Below are 17,367 nucleotides of genomic sequence, written 5' to 3'. Positions count from 1 at the left end.
ATGGATGTCATTCCAAGGAAATGAGACGGGAGAAGGTTCTCCTACACCACATCCAGAGCGGCATCCCAGTCTTTCCAGACAGGCTCCAGCCCGGCATTCCGTATGGCTCCGACCACCTGCTCCGGTGTGCGCTGGTCGGAAATCTCAAACTGCTCCGTCGCCTTGCAATTCCCTTTCCGGCCATCGGGAAGATCCACCCGGTTGCCCCGCACCGTCAAATGGGCGGCAGCCGTTCCCACGCCCGTGTAGCCCCCCGGTTCCGTGCGCGCAATGGCGGACATGTGGGTCATGCCCAAATGCATCAGGGCATTCCTCATCGGCGCGGGCTCACGGGTGCTGATGGACATGCCTATCTTGGGGAAACAGATGCGCAGGGCGGCCATAAGCTGGACAAAATGGCGGTCATCCAGCATCAAGTCCGGATCAGGTTCATACTCGTAATTCCCGGCGTAGGGACGCATGCGCGGAAACGCCACGGAAAGCGCGGATTTCCAGCAATGCTTCTGCAGGTAATCCAGATGGACGGCAAGTGCCATGGCCTCCCGCCGCCACGGAGAAAGCCCGAACAAGGCTCCTATCTGAATGCGGCGGAAACCGCCCTGGTAGGCGCGTTCCGGGCAGTCCAGCCTCCAGTTGAAATTTTTCTTCATCCCTGCCGTATGCAGGGTTTCATACACTTCCCGGTTATAGGTTTCCTGATACACGGCCAATTGTTCCGCCCCGTGGCGGACGATCTCCGCATAACGGTCGTCCGGCAACGGTCCTATCTCCAGCCCCAGGGATGGAATAAAGGAATGCAGGGCGTCCAGGCATTCCTGCATATACCCGTCGGAAACGAACTTGGGATGCTCCCCGGCCACCAGCAGGATGCTGCGCAGCCCCAGGCCGTGCAGGTAGCGGGCCTCCTGCACCACTTCATCCACCGTAAGCGTGGTGCGGATAATGGGATTATCCCGGGAAAAACCGCAGTACTTGCAATTATTGATGCATTCGTTGGACAGGTAAATGGGGGCGAACAGGCGGATGGTCCGGCCGAAATGCAGCCGCGTCAGACGCCGGCTCTCCTGCGCCATCTCCTCCAGGCGGGCGTCGTCAACCGGTTCCAGCAACGCCATGAAACGGCGTACCAGGGGAGTGGGGCAATCCATCAAACCGTTTAATTCTTCAGAAAAAGACATACGTAAACTAAGTAAAATTTTGAGAGAGCCGGCTGCATTTCCATTCCTGAACCGGAAAACCCCAATTTGCTACCTCCCTTGCAAAAGATACCATCTTTTACCGTGTCATTTCCCGGAGAGGAGCGTTCCATGAAGGCCGGGGAGCCTGCGAATCGTCGTGACAGACGGCCTCTTATGGACTAATCTGGCTTTATCCTCCCATGAGCGCTACACCGAACAGCCTTTTCCGCCATTATCTTGATTCCCTGATCCAGCAGGGAACAACGCGAACGAGCCTGACGGATGAAGCCAGAAACGTTCTCAGAACATGGTACGTGGCTTCCAGGCAGGGAGGCCGTCCCGCCGCATCAGCACCCGCTTCTCCGGAACCGCCGCCCCTGCAGGCAGCCGCTCCTGCCTCCGCTCCTGCCTCCGCTCCTGCCGGAAAGCCGGAACCGCCGGAGCTGTTTCCGCAAAACAGGGAACCGGCCTCTGCCATTACCCTCCCGGAAGGGACAATGGAAGACAAGCTGCAATACCTCCGTAATCTGGCGCAGAACTGGAAACCGGCGCGGGAACTCAACTCCCTGCGGGACACCATGGTCTTTGCCACGGGCAATCCCCATACGAAACTCATGCTCATCGGGGAAGCTCCCGGATATTATGAAGAAGTGCAGCAGGAGCCCTTTGTGGGCCGTGCCGGGGAAAAACTCAACCAGATATTAAGGGCCATGGGGCTCTCCAGAGACATGGTCTATATTTCCAATATCGTCAAATTCCGCCCGGCCCTCCCCAACCAGCGGACCAATAACCGTGCACCCACGCCGGAAGAAATTGAAGCATGCCTGCCCATCATCATGCATGAAATCCGGGTCATCCAGCCGAAAATGATTGTAGCCTTGGGCGGTACCGCCGCCGTAGGCCTATTGGGGGAACAGGGATCCGTCAGTTCCATGCGCGGCAGGTTCCACGACCTTAACGGCATTCCCGTACGCGTCACTTACCATCCCAGTTATCTGCTCAGATCGGACAGCCCGCGGGAAAAACGCAAGGTATGGGAAGACATGCTGGCCGTTATGGAACGCCTGGACATGCCCATCTCAGAAAAACAGCGCGGCTACTTCCTGCCCAGGGCATAACCATGGGGACTCCCTCATGCCGCCCTTTTCCGGCTGCGGCAGTCAAACAGCCGTCCCTTCATAGAAAGTCCGTTCCTGCAATGCCGGTTTTGTTGTTCCAGCCATGTTCCGGCGCTTCCCAGAAAAGGCGTGCCCTGTCGCGGCTCACCCCTTCCATGTTCAGGTACCGCTCCCGCAACAGGGAGGAGGAACGATGCCCCATCTCCAGCTGAAGCAGGGAAAAATCCCTGAACCATTTGGCGTGATAGGAAGCATAAGTATGCCTCAGCGCGTCCGCACTCCATTCTCCAAAGCGGTTGTGCAGCCCCCATCCGGCTTTTTTCCGGAGCAGCCTCCAGCGCACCGGCCAATTGGGAGGACATAACAGTCCGGCCGGCCCCCCTGCTCCGTATCCCGCCAGAAGCCGCCAGAGCACAGCATGAATGGTGACATGCCTGATTCCCCCCGTTTTACTGGTTCGGGACCTTACGGAAATGACCCTCTCCTCCAAATCCACATCACGCCAATGGAGGCGCACCACCTCCCCCGGCCTGATTCCGGCGTACAACATTACCCAAACAGCCGGAGCGCAGTCACGAAATTCCGGAGCTTCCACCACCGTCCGAAGGCTTCCTATCTCTTCCGGAGCCAAAATGGCAATCGTCCGTTCACGAAACGAAGGAGAGTCCACACGGGCGACAGGATTTTCCCCGCACCATCCGCGCCGCAGGGAAAAGGACAAAACGCCGCTCATCACCGCCCGGCCCTTGTAACGCTGCCTGTGGGATGTAAAAGCAGCCTCCAGAAAATGGGCGCAATGCTCCGGCGTCAGCTTCCGGACCGGAAAACCTTTCAATTCCGGACACCTCCGCATCAAAGCTCCGGTGAAATACCTGATATCGCGCAACGTCGTAGGGCGAAGATTACGCTTCGCCTTCAGCATTTCTTCCACGGCGGCGGAAAAGGAAACCGTCCTTTCCCCTTTCCTCAATTCCTCAGCACCCAGAAAAATTGCCTTTCTGGCCCGGCGCATGCTGCGGCTGCCTCCGCACAGGCTCAGCAGCTCTACTGCGAGGCTGGCAGCATCCAGCATATTCAATCCGCTACCTTTCAATAACATTTCCGCAGCCAGATATTCCTTCTGGTTTTTTCCATGTCTCGCCATTCCGAATATCATGTTTTTTATATTAATACCTGATACATCACAGGATTGTTAATCCTGTTATCAAGAAAAAATTACAATATTTTTATCCATTAATCTCTTTTTACGGACAATTCTTTATGTACAACCACAATTCTATTTGTTAGATAAACCGTTGATTCAATCTTCCGAGGCACCATGAGCATTTATGTGCCCAAAGCGGAAAAAACGAATGGGATATATTCAGAAACACAGGATTAACAATCCTGTACATAAACAGCAGGGAAAAGTCATTCATCTCCACTTTTCCCTGAATTAATCTGAATATAACAAACCATGAACCTTCGTTTACCCCTCCCGTTGCGCCGGGCCCTTCTGGCAGCCATGTGCGTCCTTGGAAGCCAAACCTTCGCCGCCGAATATACAGCTTCCACCCTGGAAGAATTTCAAACAGCCTGGAACCAGATGGCTGATGGAGACACGTTGACCATTACCGGCTCCATCGACTTTGAAGGAGTAGAATTGGGCTCCCTGCCCGCAGACGCCTCCATTGTCCTCAAATCAGACGGGAAAGGAAGCATCTCCAACTTCAACTACAAGGACATGTCTGCCGTGAACATGCAGCATCTTAACGTGAGCGGCCGTGGAACCGTTCACGTGGGCAACATGACGGAAGGCATGCTCAGCGGATGGGACGAAGAAGGAAACACCCTTTCCATAGAAAACGCTTCCACGCTGGAAGGAACCTGGCTTGTGCTGGAAAACAACAAGCTGGTGGCCGGAGACGGAGCCGTTCTCAGCCGGAATGAGGTCACTACCGGGCATTCCGCCTCCATAGAAACCAGAATTGATCCCGAAACAGGAGCCTTCATCTCCACGGTAGTCACCTCTACACCGGGAGAAATTGCCATGGATCTGGGAAAAAACGTCCGTATCCATGAAATGGATTTATCCATGAATGATGGAGTCCGCGGCCAAATTGTCTCCCATGGAGATATTTCCTTATCTGATTCCACGCTCATCTCTACAGGCGCCGTCAATACGACATCCGTTTATGAAAATGAAGATTCCGGCGTCCTGATCGGTCAGTCGGAAACCGTCGGCGCTCACGGAGGGATCGACTTCAGCGCGGGAGCCGTGACGATGCAGGATACGAACCTGAGCACCGTGGGCGGCGACAGCCAATCCACTGGGGGTGAAATACTGCTGGGAGATAACAGTACGCTGACAGCCAAGGAGAGGGCGGAAATCACGACAGAAGCCCTTGTCCTTTCCCAGGGCATTGCCAGACAAGATGAAGACGGAACCTACCTTCCCGGAACCAGCATGGAGGAAACCATGGGGCTGTTCGGAGACATCACCGTCGGCAACGGCAGTTCCATTGAAAACTATGACATGGATGCGCAAGGTTCCATCTTCATCGGCGAAGGGGCAAAACTGACATCCGTCACACTGGATGCCGTATCCGTGGAACTGGATTCCCTGTCCATAACCGAAGGAGAAGACGGAATCCGCACCGTGCGCATGACCACCGGAGCGGGAGACCAGGCCACCGTCTCCATTGGAGCAAACTCTACGCTGGACGATGTTGATATTTACGCGGAAGGAGGGAATATCTATATCGGAAGCAATACTGAAATTACAGGCGACAACGATCTTTCCGGCAGCCAGATGGCCGATATCTGGGCAGGGGACACAGTTGGCTCCATTGGAGACGACGGCGCTTCCACCCGTGGAACCGTCTCCTTTGAAGGGACGATCAAGCAAAACGCGGAAGGAGACTATGTGCTGGCCTCCGGAGAATATGCGGAAGGGACTTATGGCGGGAACGTAGTCATTGGAGACAATGTTACGCTGACCATGACCACCGTAGCTGCGGAAAATACCATCACGCTGGGGGACAATGTAACTTATCAGGGAACGGAAGATGCTCCCGTTTACCACATGAGCGCCTTCAGCGATGCGGACAACAGCCTTATCCGCGCCAGCATCATTGATACGGATGAAAACGGGAATATTCTCAACGGAACAGTTACCGTCACGGAACGCGAAAACAAAATCACCACGGGCCGCGGCAATACATTCATGAACAGCAAGGCCCCGGGCAGGTCCGCTGCCATGGATATCTCCAGGGGAGGCGCCCTCTATGCACATGGAGACATCGTTATTGGAGAAAACAACAGCTTCATCAGCAATACGGCAGCGGGATCCGGCGGAGCCGTCTTCGCCCAGAACAATATTGCCGAATCCATAACCTATACGGACGGGGAACGCACCTCCAAACTGACCACGGAAGTGCTGGATATCACGGTAGGAAACGGAACTGTCTTCTCCGGCAACACGGCTGGAGCCAATGGCGGGGCCATCGCTTCCGAACTGACGAGCAACCTCGCGCAGCAGGATGGCGACAATGTGGAGGACCTCTTTGAAAATGAAGGGGCCAATATCTGGCTCGGCAGGGACGTCACCTTCACGGATAATGCCGCCTCCGGGCTGGGAGGCGCCATCCACCTGATGGAGAACCGCATTCTTCTGATTGGCTCCGGAGCCTTCTTTGACGGCAACACGGCCGGGGAAGAAGCTAACGACATCTTTGCGGAAGACGGCTCCGTCATTCTGGCGGACACGGACGCGAACGATATCACCATCATCAACAGCGGCATTTCCGACGCAGACTATTACTCCCTTGACGACGGTCCGTGGACGCGTGGCGCCGCCACGCTGATTCAGGCAGGCGGCGGCGACCTGCTTTACGGAGGCTCGGACACGGAGGATAACGGATTCGGCGGAACATTGATCCAGCAATCCGGAGCCGGCTCCCTGATCGTGGGCCACCTGGCCGAAGTGGATGACATCATGGTCATGGAAGGAGCTCAATTGGGAGTTGAAGACCTGACGGACTACGAAATGAATGGCGCAGGCGTCATTCTGACGGAAGATTCCGTACTGGCTGGAGACACGTTGGAAATTAACGGAAACGCCGTGATTGAAATGGGGGAAGGTTCCTCCCTGCTCCTCAATGACATCGCGTTCAACGGCCACTCCTCCATCAAACTCTGGAATATCGATGAAGCGGGCAACGGCCGCGACCTCACACACACCGCCGCCGGAACTTCTTCCGTGGACAACGTCACCATCACCGGAGCCGAAGTAAGCGAACTGCCTCTGTTCAACACCGCTTTCGTCTCCACAAGCGCAACGCCCCATGAAAACGGAACTATCCGCCTGACACAAAATATGCACGGAGTCGCCGCCCCCATGCAGGGATATTCCGGGAACATATCCGGCGCAGCAGCCGGCATGGAACAGGTCCGGACGGGCGTCCGGGACGGTTCAGCCGCACACAGGTTCTTCGAAACCCTTCTGGGAACCTCCAGCGCAGACGCGGCGGCAGCCATGATTCAATCCGTCAGCGGGGAAACCGTGATCAATGCGGCCTGGGCTTCCAACGATGCTCTCAAGGGTTTTGCCGCCCTGGGCAGGACGCAGGGAGGCATTTCCGCCGCACAGGGACTGAATATTACGGCAGCGAAGCCCGTCCAGTCTGCAGACGCCAAGGGTTCCCCCATCGCCATGGCGCCGGTGGCTTCAGGCCGCGGCTCCGTATGGGTGGGCGGCCTGGGTTCCTGGACGGACCAACATTCGCGCAGCGGCATTGACGGCTACAAATACGACGCAGGCGGCTATGCCGTAGGCGCGGATTGCAAGCTCTCCTCCTCCGTCCTGGCAGGAGTGGCCATCGGCCAATCTTACGGAACTTTCCAGGACAAGGGAGGACTGTCCAGCTATGATGCGGATTCTTTCATGGCCATGCTCTACGGCCGCTACACGCCCGCCGGAACCTCCAAATTGTCTCTGGACGGGTATGCAGCCTTCGGAACCACATCCTTTGACGGGAAAGCCCGCCTGGCGGACACCTCCGCTGCCGGGAAATTTGACTCTGACTCTTTCGGAGCCGCCATCTACGCCACCTGGACGGAACAATTCCGCAACAAACTGGTCATCGCACCATTTGCCGGGCTGGAATTCATGACCGGGAAAACGGACAGCTTCTCCGAACACGGAGACTTGGCCCGGACCTTCAGCGGAGCGCGCGCCCAGAACTGGACGCTGCCCGTAGGCATCACCCTCTCCCGCACCTACGCGGCAGGAACCAATGCCACGCTGACGCCCAGCGTGACAGTTGCCGTGACTCAGGATCTCAGCCGCCTCAATCCCAAAGGGACTGTCAGCAGTGACCTGGGCGCCTGGACGGCGCGCGGCGTCAACGTAGGCCGCACCGCTCTGCGCGTCAACGCAGGGATAAGCGCCGCCTTCGGCAACAGGTGGGGGGCCCGCATCGGATACTCTCTGGAAAGCAGGGCCGGACTGACGGCCCAGGGAATCAACGGCTCCGTCAGTTACTCATTCTAACGGATGTCCATTCCGGCCTTCCCGGTTCCGCAGGGAACCGGGAAGGCAATCTCCAACGCTTCCTTCAACAAGGAACGCCATGTCCTGGTCCCGGCCTGCGTCATTCCGCAGCCTTCCTGCAACATCAGTTCCGGTAAACCAGGCTTATCAAGATCGCCCTCCTGCGAATACTGAAAACGGGTTACATCATCAGCATAACGGACAGCAACGGAATTTTTTACAAAATCATTTCCCTCTCTGCACAGGAAGAGGCTATTTTCCCGAAATGTACGTGCCGCTCAAACCCGTTTCCACCCTATTATCCATAATTCCGGCAAACGGGACGAGACGGAAGGGACGCTCCCTTTCCATCACCAACTCCGGGAAAACGACTTTCACCATCGGAAATAAAGAAACGCTATCCATCCACTCAAAATGAACTAATTGTCCTTTCCCTGAAAAAAATGAGCGACCGCCTCAGAATTTCCAAATAAAACATTTCTTGGAAAAACATGAATTGTTGATTAGGAACCGCTTCCCTTCACAGGAAGCGGTTCCGCTTTACCCAGGCAGTTTTTTCAATGCCGGATGCGGGCAATCCGACCATGCAGCCTGCCAGACTACAGAGCAAGGAAAACAGGCATAAAAAACCGCTTCCCGGCTATCACGGGAAGCGGCTGCTGTTAAAAGGGAAACTATTATTCCCCGCGCCGGAGGACTGCCCCCTTGCTGGCATTCGTGGCAAGCTGGCGGTAACGGCTCAGCCAGGAGGAGGAAACCCTGTTATAGGTAGGTTTCCAATCCGCACGGCGGCGTGCGATCTCCTCCTCGCTCAAACAGACGTTCAGCGTGCGGTCCGGAATGGAATACTCAATAATATCCCCGTTCCTCAGCAGGCCGATCAGGCCGCCTTCCGCCGCTTCCGGGGAAATATGGCCAATACAGGCTCCGTGCGTGGCTCCGGAAAAACGGCCGTCCGTAATAAGCGCCACTTCCGCGCCAAGGCCCTGCCCCATAATATAGGAAGTGGGAGCCAGCATTTCCTGCATGCCGGGGCCGCCCTTGGGGCCTTCATTGCGTATGACAACCACATCGCCTGATTTCACCTTCCCGGCAAGGATGCCTTCGCAGGCCTCTTCCTGAGACTCGAAAATCACGGCGGGCCCGCGGAAACTCATCATATTCGGATGCACACCCGCCTTTTTCACCACAGCGCCCTCCTCAGCCAGATTGCCGAACAGAATCGCCAGGCCGCCATCACGGGAATAGGCATTTTCCAACGGATGAATCACGGTTTCATCCGCAATGCCGCATCCCTCCACTGTTTCACCCAGCGTTTTCCCGCTGACGGTCATGGCGTCCAGATGAAGGGCTCCGGGAATTCTGGCAATTTCATGAATGATGGCACTCACCCCGCCTGCACGCAGAACATCCTGCATGTGGAAGCGGGAGGAAGGAGCCACCTTGCAAATATTCGGGGTTCGCCTAGAAATATCATTGATGCGCTGGAGGTCATACTCCACGCCGGCTTCCCTGGCGATAGCCAGCGTATGGAGCACGGTATTGGAACTGCCGCCCATGGCCATATCAATTGTGAAAGCATTGTCGATAGCGTCACGGGTTACGATGTCTCGCGGCAGGGGGCCGTCCGCCTTCGCCATCTCCACGGCGCGGCGGGCAGTCTGCTTCCAGAACTCCTTTCGTTCCTCTGAAGTAGCCAGCAGGGAACCGTTGCCGGGAAGGGCCAGGCCGATCACCTCGCTCAGGCAATTCATGGAATTGGCTGTAAACATGCCGGAGCAGGAACCGGCGCCGGGGCAGGCGCGGCATTCCAGGGAATGAAGTTCCTCCTCATTAATCTTGCCTGCCTTAAAGCGGGCGACAGCCTCAAACACGCTGTTCAGGTCCAGCACCGTGCCGTCCTCCGCCATGCCGGCGGCCATCGGACCGCCGCTGCAGAAAATAGTGGGAATATTGCAGCGCAGGGCGCCCATAATCATGCCGGGAACAATCTTGTCGCAATTAGGGATGCAGATCATAGCATCAAACGCATGGGCGCTCAGCATCGTCTCTACGCTGTCCGCGATCAGCTCACGGCTGGCCAGGGAAAACTTCATGCCGCCGTGGCCCATGGCAATGCCGTCACAAACGCCGGGAAGGTTGAATTCCACGGGAGTTCCTCCGGCCTTGCGTACCTCCTCCTTGATGAGGGCGGCCACCCTGTTCAGGTGGACATGGCCCGGAATCACTTCATTAAAAGAATTGCAAATGGCAATGAAAGGACGGCTTAAATCCTCATCCGTCATTCCGGTGGCACGCATCAAACTGCGGTGCGGCGCACGCTCGAACCCTGCTTTAACTCTATCGCTTCGCATAACAATACAACTGTTGCGGGGCAAGTGTATCACATGACGCAGGGAAGAGAAGTTGAATCTGGGCCAGCCTTGCAAAACGGAAACGCTTCCGTTACAGTATGTTTGCATAAGAAGAGGCTTTAACTGTCCGGAACCGCCTCCCGGGCGGGGAAATGTGAACGAATCGTCACATCTAATATCGGGACACCGCCCTTTCTTTCATCGTAAAAAACAGACATGGCAACCATTCTTATCGCTGAAGACGACCACGCCATTTCAGATCTTGTGGCTTATAATCTGGAACGTGCGGGCCATACGCCCCTGGCGGCCTATGACGGCCTGACCGCGCTGGAAGTGGCGCGCCGGGACAAGCCGGAACTGATCCTGCTGGACCAGATGATGCCGGGCATGGACGGACACGGCGTACTGAGGGAACTGCGCCGGGACAGCCGCACCCAGAACATTCCCGTCATCTTCCTGACAGCCAAGGCCCAGGCGGAAGACCGCATCCAGGGGCTGGAACTGGGAGCGGACGACTATGTGACCAAACCGTTCAGCCCCAAGGAACTTGTCCTGCGCGTGGCCAGCGTGCTGAAACGGTGCGAGCACACGCCGGGCAGCGTCATTGCGGAATACGGCCCCTTCACTTTTGACAAAAACGCCCTCAAATTCTATATCGACAAGGAGGAAGTAGACCTGACGGCCACGGAATTCAAGCTCATGATCCATATGGTTGAACGGGAGGGCCAGACCCTGAACCGCAACGACCTGCTCAGTTGCGTATGGGGGTACAGCCACCAGGCCCAGAGCCGTACGCTGGACACGCACATGAAGCGGCTGCGCCAGAAACTGGCTCCCTACGCGGACTGCATTGAAACCGTCCGCAGCATCGGCTACCGCTTTACCCTGCCGGGACGCCGCATCCCGGAGGAAAAGGCTTAACACTCCGGTTCCATGTCGGCCATCGACTACATCCTAACCATCCTTATTCTGGCCTCCCTGTACCTGAACTGGCATCTGGTCCAGGTATGTCGGTCCGCCATGAAAGCCCGGAAAAAAGCCTTGCGGGACGCTCAGCGCCTGCTGAAGCGCGGGGAAGAAGCGCAGGAACAGGCCATCGCGGACAAACGGCGCTTCCTGGAAGCTCTGGGAGAGGCCTTCCTGCTCATCGGTCCATCCGGACACATCGTGCTGGCTAATACGCTGGCCAAAGAACTCTTTCAGGAAGAAAAGCTGGAAGGGCGCAAAGTGGGGGCCCTGGTCTGCAACCAGGAATTGCTGGGGCATGTTCAGGAAGCATTCGATACGGACGGCCCCGTCACCAAGGAATTCACGCTGAGCGCCGCCAATTCCCCCGGCGGCGTGCAAAACGGCATCACGGCGTGGCATCTGGACAGCGCCATCACGGACGCCCCAATCAGAGAAAAGCGCATCCTGCTGCGCAACATCACGCAGAACTACCTCACCAACCAGATGCGCCGGGACTTCGTGGCAAACGCCTCCCACGAGCTGCGTACGCCCCTCACCATCATCGTGGGATATCTGGAAAACCTGATGGAGGACGATCTGGTGGAGGAAAGTCCCGGACTGGCCCGCAAATTCATCGGAGTCATGCACCAGAACAGCCAGAGGCTGATGAACATTATTGAAGACATGCTCATGATCTCCAAACTCGAATCAGGCCACAAGGCGATTCTGAAGGAGCAGTGGTTCCGCCTCACCTCCTGCGCGGACGACGTCTTCTCCCGTCTGGATTCCATCCGGGAGAAAAAACAGGCCGTCCTGCACATGGACATTCCCACGGATTGGGAACTTTATGGAGATCCCTTTTACTGGACGCAAATTCTGTTCAATTTGGTGGAAAACGCCCTCAAGCAAAACACGGAGCCGGGACTTTCCATTACTGTGGCCGCCGCCAAAACACAGGACGCCTGCGTCATCACCGTCACGGATACGGGCGTGGGCATTCCTGTGGAAAGCATCCCCTTCCTCTTCAACCGCTTTTACCGGGTGGAAACCCACCACTCCTCGGAAATCAAGGGAACGGGCCTAGGCCTCTCCATTGTGAAACGCGCCGTGGAAGCCCACGACGGAGCCATCACCGTCTCCAGCATCCCCCACCGGGAAACTGTTTTTACCATCACCATTCCCCTGAAAAGGTTCCGGGAAGAAAAGGCGGCGTAAAACGCCGATGCGGAACAGTCTGACATGGCCTGCCGTTAAAACCGGAAAAAAGGCATCCTTTCAACCCGGAGGGATGGCCCACGAGACATCCGCCTGTTTTTTCATCCCCTGCGTTATGGAATATGCGCAGGCTCCATTCCGCTCATCAGCATTATTCCGGTTTTCCTTAAAAGGGAACAGAAATGGAAGACAGACGTTGTTTTAAGCAACCGTCTCCATAGATATAACCTGTTCGATTCCCGTGACGCACAAATCCATGCACGAGTTTATATCAGGTAATCAAAAACTAAAAACATGGCCGTCTTTTTCCATGCGGAAAATTGATATGATTCCAGCCAGTCCAAATTCCTCCAGTCCCTCCCTCTCATCGACTACTTTTTTATTTCAGGAAATCATGAAACAATTTTTACAAATCATCGTCATGAGGCGGTGAAAAATAAAAAAAGTTTTATCAATGAATTCATGAGAATGATGCAAAAGCTGTGTCCATATAAAAAACGGCGTCCTTCCGTGATAAGGAGGACGCCGGAATTTTCCGGAAATCGGACAGACTGCCAGTTTGAGCAGCGAAGCGCACAAACCTTAGGACTTGTAACGCAAACGCTTCTTGTGACGGTTCTGACGCATGCGCTTGCTGCGCTTATGCTTGTTGATTTTTGCTTTACGGCGTTTTTTGAGCGATCCCATGATTGTGGTTCGTTTGTTGTTTTACTGTGGTGAGAAAAAAATCTAGTAAACCAGCTTGTTAAGCGGGTATTCAATGATGCCTTCCGCTCCCAGGGCCTTGAGCTGGGGAATGATATCCCTCACAACGGATTCGTCAATGACCGTTTCCACGGCCAGCCAGCCTTCTTCCGCCAAATGGGAAATAGTGGGACGGCGCAGAGACGGAAGGGCCTCTACCAGGCCGTTCAGGGAAGCAGCAGGAAGGTTCATTTTCAGACCCACTTTCCGGCGCGCTTCCAGAGCGCCCTTGAGCATCATGACCAGGCGTTCCAGCTTCTGTTTTTTCCACTCGTCCTGCATGGTTTCCCGGTTCGCGATAAACTGGGGATAGGAGGTCATCAGGGTGTCCACGATACGGAGCTTGTTGGCCTTGATGGAGCTTCCCGTTTCCGTGATGTCCACAATGGCGTCCACCAGTTCCGGCACCTTCACTTCCGTAGCTCCCCAGGAGAATTCCACGTGGGCTTCAATACCCTTTTCCTGAAGCCAGCGTTCCGTGATGCCCACGCCTTCCGTGGCGATGCGCTTGCCCTGAAGGTCTTCCGCACAGGTAATGGGGGAATTTTCCGGGACTACCAGCACCCAGCGGGTAGGCTTGGAGGTAGCCTTGGAGTATTGAAGATCCGTCAGCACTTCCACGTCCGCCCTGTTTTCATAAATCCAGTCGCGCCCGGTAATGCCGCAGTCGATGAAACCGTCATTGACATAACGGCCTATTTCCTGGGCACGGATCAGGAAGAGCTCCAGATCGTCGTCGTCGCAGGTCGGGCGGTATCCGCGGCTGGACACATACACATTGTAGCCGGCCTTGCGGAACAATTCCACGGTGGAATCCTGCAAACTGCCTTTGGGAAGAGCTATTTTGAGTTTCTTCGACATGATGGGACGGGAATGAAAACCCACACGGGCCCCATTGTCAAGTTCAGAACCGTATCCGGCCCATTTTACCGGGCCATGAGCCGTTCAATGTCATCAGGCAGCAAAGGCACGTCTCCCAACAGGTCGATGTTTTCTGTTTCCCCGATCAGGACGTCGTTTTCCAAACGGATGCCTATGCCTTCTTCCGCAATATAGATGCCCGGTTCCACGGTGAAAACCATGCCCGGCAACACAACGGGGTTGGCTTCGCCCACATCGTGCACATCCAGCCCCAGGAAGTGGGAACACCCGTGCATGTAATATTTCCGGACAATGGGAGGATCGGACGGTTTTTCCGCCACCTGCGCGGGTGTGATCAGCCCCAGCTTGACGAGTTCCCCGGCGGCAAAAACGCGCACCAGGCGTTCGTACTCCGATTTCAGGATTCCGGGTTTCAGAATCTTTTTGGCGTAGGTCATCATATTCAGCACGCTTTCATACACAGCGCGCTGGCGGGGAGTGAATTTTCCGTTCACGGGAACGGTGCGGGTCATGTCGGAGTTGTAATTCCCGTATTCCGTGCCTATGTCCATAAGCACCAGATCGCCGTCTTCGCACCGTTTGTCGTTTTGGATATAATGCAGCACACAGGTATCCTTTCCGGAAGCGATGATGGGTAGGAAGGAGAATTTGCGCGGACCGCGGCTGATGAATTCGTTGGCCAGGAATCCCTCAATCTGCCATTCGCCCACCCCCGGCCTGATGAACCGGAGCAATTCCCGGAAGCCTTCATTGGTGATGTCGCAGGCTTTTTTGAGAGCCTTGATTTCTTCCGGCTTTTTGATTTGCCGCATGTCCGCCAAGATTTCATAGACATTCTTCAAAACAGCGTCCGGGAATTTTTCCTTCAGCTCCTTGGTCATGCGGGCATTGCGCGTTTCCACCGGGCATGTGCATCGCGGATGCTGGTTGGCTTCCACAAAGACCATGGATGCGGACGGCACCAGGGCCTCCAGCAGCGCATCATATTCATCGGTCCAGCGCACGTCCTGGATGCCGCTCAGCTCTCTCGCCTGTTCCTGCGAGAGCCGGGCGCCTTCCCAGATGGCAATCTGTTCATTTGTCTCACGCAACAGCAGGATCTCATCCCAGCCGTCCTCCCGGATGGTCATGACCAGGACGGTTTCTTCCTGGTCAACTCCCGTAAGATAAAAGAGGTTGGCATTCTGATGCAGGGCAAAAGTGCCGTCCGCATTCGTAGGAAATACGTCGTTGGCGTGCAGAATCAGCATACTGCCGGCAGGCAGGCGGGAAGCAAGTTCTTCACGGTTGCCGGCAAAAAAGGAAGAAGGAAGCGGCTCGTATCTCATATCAACAGCATGCCCCGCTTTTCCGGCTTGTCAATCATGCATCCGGACACGGGGCAACCTTGCGCGTTTCCTTGTCGTCCGGAGTTCTTCTGACCGTGCCGTTTCCCCGCTCCGGCTATTCTTATGCCATTCGCCCATTCCCTGCCGGCCCGCCACCCGTCCGTTAGGAGGCACAAAACCGCCCCGGAATTTCCGGAGCCACCCCCTCCGGCCCCCCCCTGGCGCCAATCGGGTCATGACTCGAACACCACCCGGGCGGATACCGTCTTATTCTGCATGCACGGCGCTATTCCACGGCTATTCCTGGCGCTGGGAACAGGTTTGGTTTTTTCCTGTTCCAGTTCCCGGACAATGCCCGTTTCCCCTTTAATTACCCATCCCCTTCACGCGGACTCCAGGCAGAGCTGTTTTGGAGGCGTCTGGTATAATCCCTCGGAACAGGCCGTCTGGAATTCTCCAAGGCTGAAAGTATATGTAGCCCCCGTCAATATTGACTATATCAAAGCCAGATTCCCCAAGGAATCCCCGTCCCTGGCGGCACAATTCAGGGCCGGGCTGCAGAAAGACATCCGCAACGTGTTGGAAAACAAATCCAGACAGACAGGCGGGAGGATGAAATGGCAGTTGGTTGACCGCCCCGTTCCGGGATCTGTAACTCTCAGCCTCGCCATAGTCAAGCTGAAGCCTACGGACGTGGGCGGCAACATCATGTCCGATCTTGTTTCCCTGGTCTCCCCCCTTCCGGGAACTTCCCTGATCCTGGGGCGCTTCATGAGCGGGGACGTAGGCATTGAGGGACGCCTGTCAAATACGAATACGGACGCCGGCATCATGGAATTCAAAGCTTACAACACGGATCCCATCACCCTGTTTTCCGTAAAGGAATTTGAACGTTTTGCCTTCGACCAACGGAATTTGCGGCTTTTTTCCAGCTGCATTGCAGATATTTTCAAGGCTGGTCCCGCCAGCAGTATTCCCAAAACAGGGGAATTTGACCTGGACCCGTTTTAAACGGCCTTTCCGGACGATTCATTCCCGTCTTTCTTTTCAGGTTCATAGAAAGCGCATTCCTGAACCGTCTGCCTGGTCTTGAAGGCATATACAAAGAAAGCGGCGCCCACCAGCACGAGGAAAACGGAGAGGAACTGCCCGCGGGTTAATCCCATGGAGAAGGGGGAATCCGGCTCCCGGTACTCTTCGCAAATAATTCTGCCCGCAGCATAAAGAACGGCAAAAATACCGCAGAACAAGCCGTTCCACGCACGGGGGAACCTTACCCGTACAAACCACAGCACGGCAAAAAGAAACACACCTTCCGCAAACGCTTCATACAGCTGGGAGGGGTAGCGTGCATGATCCTGCATCATCCGCCCCACGATTTCCCTGATGGCGGGCGTATCCCTCACCCGGTCGGTCACCCAGGCGGCAGTCATTCGTTCCGGCACGGCTATGCCGGAAAGGGACAGTTTGTCCAACAATCCGGGCGTTTCATAAATACGGGAAGCCACCCGCACGAACAAGTCCGGATTCTGGGAAAGCTCCGCCGGAAAAATCATTCCCTGGGAAGAGCCGAGCGGGACAACGCGCCCATACAGTTCCCCGTTGATAAAATTGGCCATGCGCCCGAAAAACAGCCCAACGGGAGCTACAATGGCCAGGCCGTCCAGAAGCGCCACCCACTTGACGCGGTGCTTCCACGCATAATAAAATGTGTACAGCCCCACTCCAATCATTCCCCCGTGGCTGGCCATGCCCCCTTCCCACACCCTCAGGACCATGAGCGGATCCGCCAGAAACTGGGACCAGCCGTGATTGGGAATCTGGTAAAAGAGCACATATCCCAGCCTTCCGCCGATCAAAACACCAAAAATAGCCACATAAGTAACAAAATCCGCCATCCTGTCCTGGGGGACAGGATACAGCTTCCGGCGGGAAAGCCAGGAAAGCAGATAATACCCGCCGATGAAGCCCATTAAATAGGCCAGGCCATACCAGCGCAGGGCAATTGAGTCCGTTATCTGCCAGATGACAGGGTCCAGATCATGTACGTAAACGGTCGGATTCATG

General features: G+C 55.8%; 12 protein-coding genes. 5 read left to right on the top strand and 7 right to left on the bottom strand.

Annotated features, from left to right (window positions below; translation table 11 throughout):
- Positions 1-41 precede the first annotated feature (41 nt).
- Positions 42-1,178, bottom strand: coding sequence for a 2-iminoacetate synthase ThiH (gene thiH, locus AMUC_RS05980; protein WP_012420158.1), 1,137 nt, complete (start codon positions 1,176-1,178; stop codon positions 42-44).
- A 200-nt stretch (positions 1,179-1,378) separates the two neighbouring features.
- On the opposite strand from thiH, the gene AMUC_RS05975 reads away from it, so the two are divergent.
- Positions 1,379-2,296: a uracil-DNA glycosylase gene (locus tag AMUC_RS05975; protein WP_012420157.1), complete on the top strand. Its 918-nt coding sequence runs from the start codon at positions 1,379-1,381 to the stop codon at positions 2,294-2,296.
- Positions 2,297-2,354: 58 nt separating this feature from the next.
- Here AMUC_RS05975 and AMUC_RS05970 read toward each other — a convergent pair whose 3' ends face one another.
- Entirely contained in the window at positions 2,355-3,440 is a 1,086-nt protein-coding gene (locus AMUC_RS05970; protein ID WP_157738251.1) for a tyrosine-type recombinase/integrase, read from the bottom strand.
- Positions 3,441-3,752: 312 nt separating this feature from the next.
- On the opposite strand from AMUC_RS05970, the gene AMUC_RS05965 reads away from it, so the two are divergent.
- Positions 3,753-7,829, top strand: coding sequence for an autotransporter family protein (locus tag AMUC_RS05965; RefSeq protein WP_012420155.1), 4,077 nt, complete (start codon positions 3,753-3,755; stop codon positions 7,827-7,829).
- A 677-nt stretch (positions 7,830-8,506) separates the two neighbouring features.
- Here AMUC_RS05965 and ilvD read toward each other — a convergent pair.
- Entirely contained in the window at positions 8,507-10,183 is a 1,677-nt protein-coding gene (gene ilvD / locus AMUC_RS05960) for a dihydroxy-acid dehydratase (protein WP_012420152.1), read from the bottom strand.
- Between the two features lie 216 nt (positions 10,184-10,399).
- Between ilvD and AMUC_RS05955 the strand changes: the two genes are divergently transcribed.
- Both AMUC_RS05955 and AMUC_RS11985 read left to right on the top strand, forming a co-directional pair.
- Positions 10,400-11,104 (top strand): response regulator transcription factor, encoded by a 705-nt coding sequence (locus AMUC_RS05955; protein WP_012420151.1) that lies wholly within the window; start codon positions 10,400-10,402, stop codon positions 11,102-11,104.
- A gap of 12 nt (positions 11,105-11,116) precedes the next feature.
- Positions 11,117-12,346 (top strand): sensor histidine kinase, encoded by a 1,230-nt coding sequence (locus tag AMUC_RS11985; protein ID WP_012420150.1) that lies wholly within the window; start codon positions 11,117-11,119, stop codon positions 12,344-12,346.
- Between the two features lie 582 nt (positions 12,347-12,928).
- Here the strand turns inward: AMUC_RS11985 and AMUC_RS13120 are convergent.
- The 3 genes from AMUC_RS13120 to AMUC_RS05930 form a co-directional block, all read right to left on the bottom strand.
- Entirely contained in the window at positions 12,929-13,033 is a 105-nt protein-coding gene (locus AMUC_RS13120) for a hypothetical protein (protein ID WP_012420149.1), read from the bottom strand.
- A gap of 42 nt (positions 13,034-13,075) precedes the next feature.
- The gene (hisG, locus tag AMUC_RS05935; protein ID WP_012420148.1) at positions 13,076-13,951 is read right to left on the bottom strand and encodes an ATP phosphoribosyltransferase; all 876 of its coding nucleotides are present in this window, start codon (positions 13,949-13,951) and stop codon (positions 13,076-13,078) included.
- A 65-nt stretch (positions 13,952-14,016) separates the two neighbouring features.
- On the bottom strand, positions 14,017-15,300 hold the full coding sequence (locus AMUC_RS05930) for an aminopeptidase P N-terminal domain-containing protein (RefSeq protein WP_012420147.1): 1,284 nt from the start codon (positions 15,298-15,300) through the stop codon (positions 14,017-14,019).
- 351 nt (positions 15,301-15,651) lie between these two features.
- On the opposite strand from AMUC_RS05930, the gene AMUC_RS05925 reads away from it, so the two are divergent.
- A complete protein-coding gene (locus tag AMUC_RS05925) occupies positions 15,652-16,311 on the top strand; it encodes a DUF3313 domain-containing protein (RefSeq protein ID WP_012420146.1) in 660 nt (219 codons plus the stop codon).
- Here AMUC_RS05925 and lgt read toward each other — a convergent pair.
- The gene (gene lgt / locus AMUC_RS11980; protein ID WP_012420145.1) at positions 16,308-17,366 is read right to left on the bottom strand and encodes a prolipoprotein diacylglyceryl transferase; all 1,059 of its coding nucleotides are present in this window, start codon (positions 17,364-17,366) and stop codon (positions 16,308-16,310) included. The two genes, AMUC_RS05925 and lgt, sit on opposite strands and share 4 nt — an antisense overlap.
- Position 17,367 lies beyond the last annotated feature (1 nt).

This window comes from Akkermansia muciniphila ATCC BAA-835, assembly GCF_000020225.1.
GTDB classification, from domain to species: domain Bacteria; phylum Verrucomicrobiota; class Verrucomicrobiia; order Verrucomicrobiales; family Akkermansiaceae; genus Akkermansia; species Akkermansia muciniphila.
The sequence above is the reverse complement of the archived record's forward strand: the minus strand, read 5'-3'. Positions and strand labels throughout refer to the sequence as shown.

Excerpts from the sequence above, each read along its gene's own strand:
- AMUC_RS05965 (WP_012420155.1), top strand. The coding sequence starts at position 3,753 with ATGAACCTTCGTTTACCCCTCCCGTTGCGCCGGGCCCTTCTGGCAGCC.
- AMUC_RS05925 (WP_012420146.1), top strand. The coding sequence starts at position 15,652 with ATGCCCGTTTCCCCTTTAATTACCCATCCCCTTCACGCGGACTCCAGG.
- AMUC_RS05930 (WP_012420147.1), bottom strand. The coding sequence starts at position 15,300 with ATGAGATACGAGCCGCTTCCTTCTTCCTTTTTTGCCGGCAACCGTGAA.
- AMUC_RS05970 (WP_157738251.1), bottom strand. The coding sequence starts at position 3,440 with ATGGCGAGACATGGAAAAAACCAGAAGGAATATCTGGCTGCGGAAATG.
- ilvD (WP_012420152.1), bottom strand. The coding sequence starts at position 10,183 with ATGCGAAGCGATAGAGTTAAAGCAGGGTTCGAGCGTGCGCCGCACCGC.
- thiH (WP_012420158.1), bottom strand. The coding sequence starts at position 1,178 with ATGTCTTTTTCTGAAGAATTAAACGGTTTGATGGATTGCCCCACTCCC.
- hisG (WP_012420148.1), bottom strand. The coding sequence starts at position 13,951 with ATGTCGAAGAAACTCAAAATAGCTCTTCCCAAAGGCAGTTTGCAGGAT.
- AMUC_RS13120 (WP_012420149.1), bottom strand. The coding sequence starts at position 13,033 with ATGGGATCGCTCAAAAAACGCCGTAAAGCAAAAATCAACAAGCATAAG.
- lgt (WP_012420145.1), bottom strand. The coding sequence starts at position 17,366 with ATGAATCCGACCGTTTACGTACATGATCTGGACCCTGTCATCTGGCAG.
- AMUC_RS05975 (WP_012420157.1), top strand. The coding sequence starts at position 1,379 with ATGAGCGCTACACCGAACAGCCTTTTCCGCCATTATCTTGATTCCCTG.
- AMUC_RS05955 (WP_012420151.1), top strand. The coding sequence starts at position 10,400 with ATGGCAACCATTCTTATCGCTGAAGACGACCACGCCATTTCAGATCTT.
- AMUC_RS11985 (WP_012420150.1), top strand. The coding sequence starts at position 11,117 with ATGTCGGCCATCGACTACATCCTAACCATCCTTATTCTGGCCTCCCTG.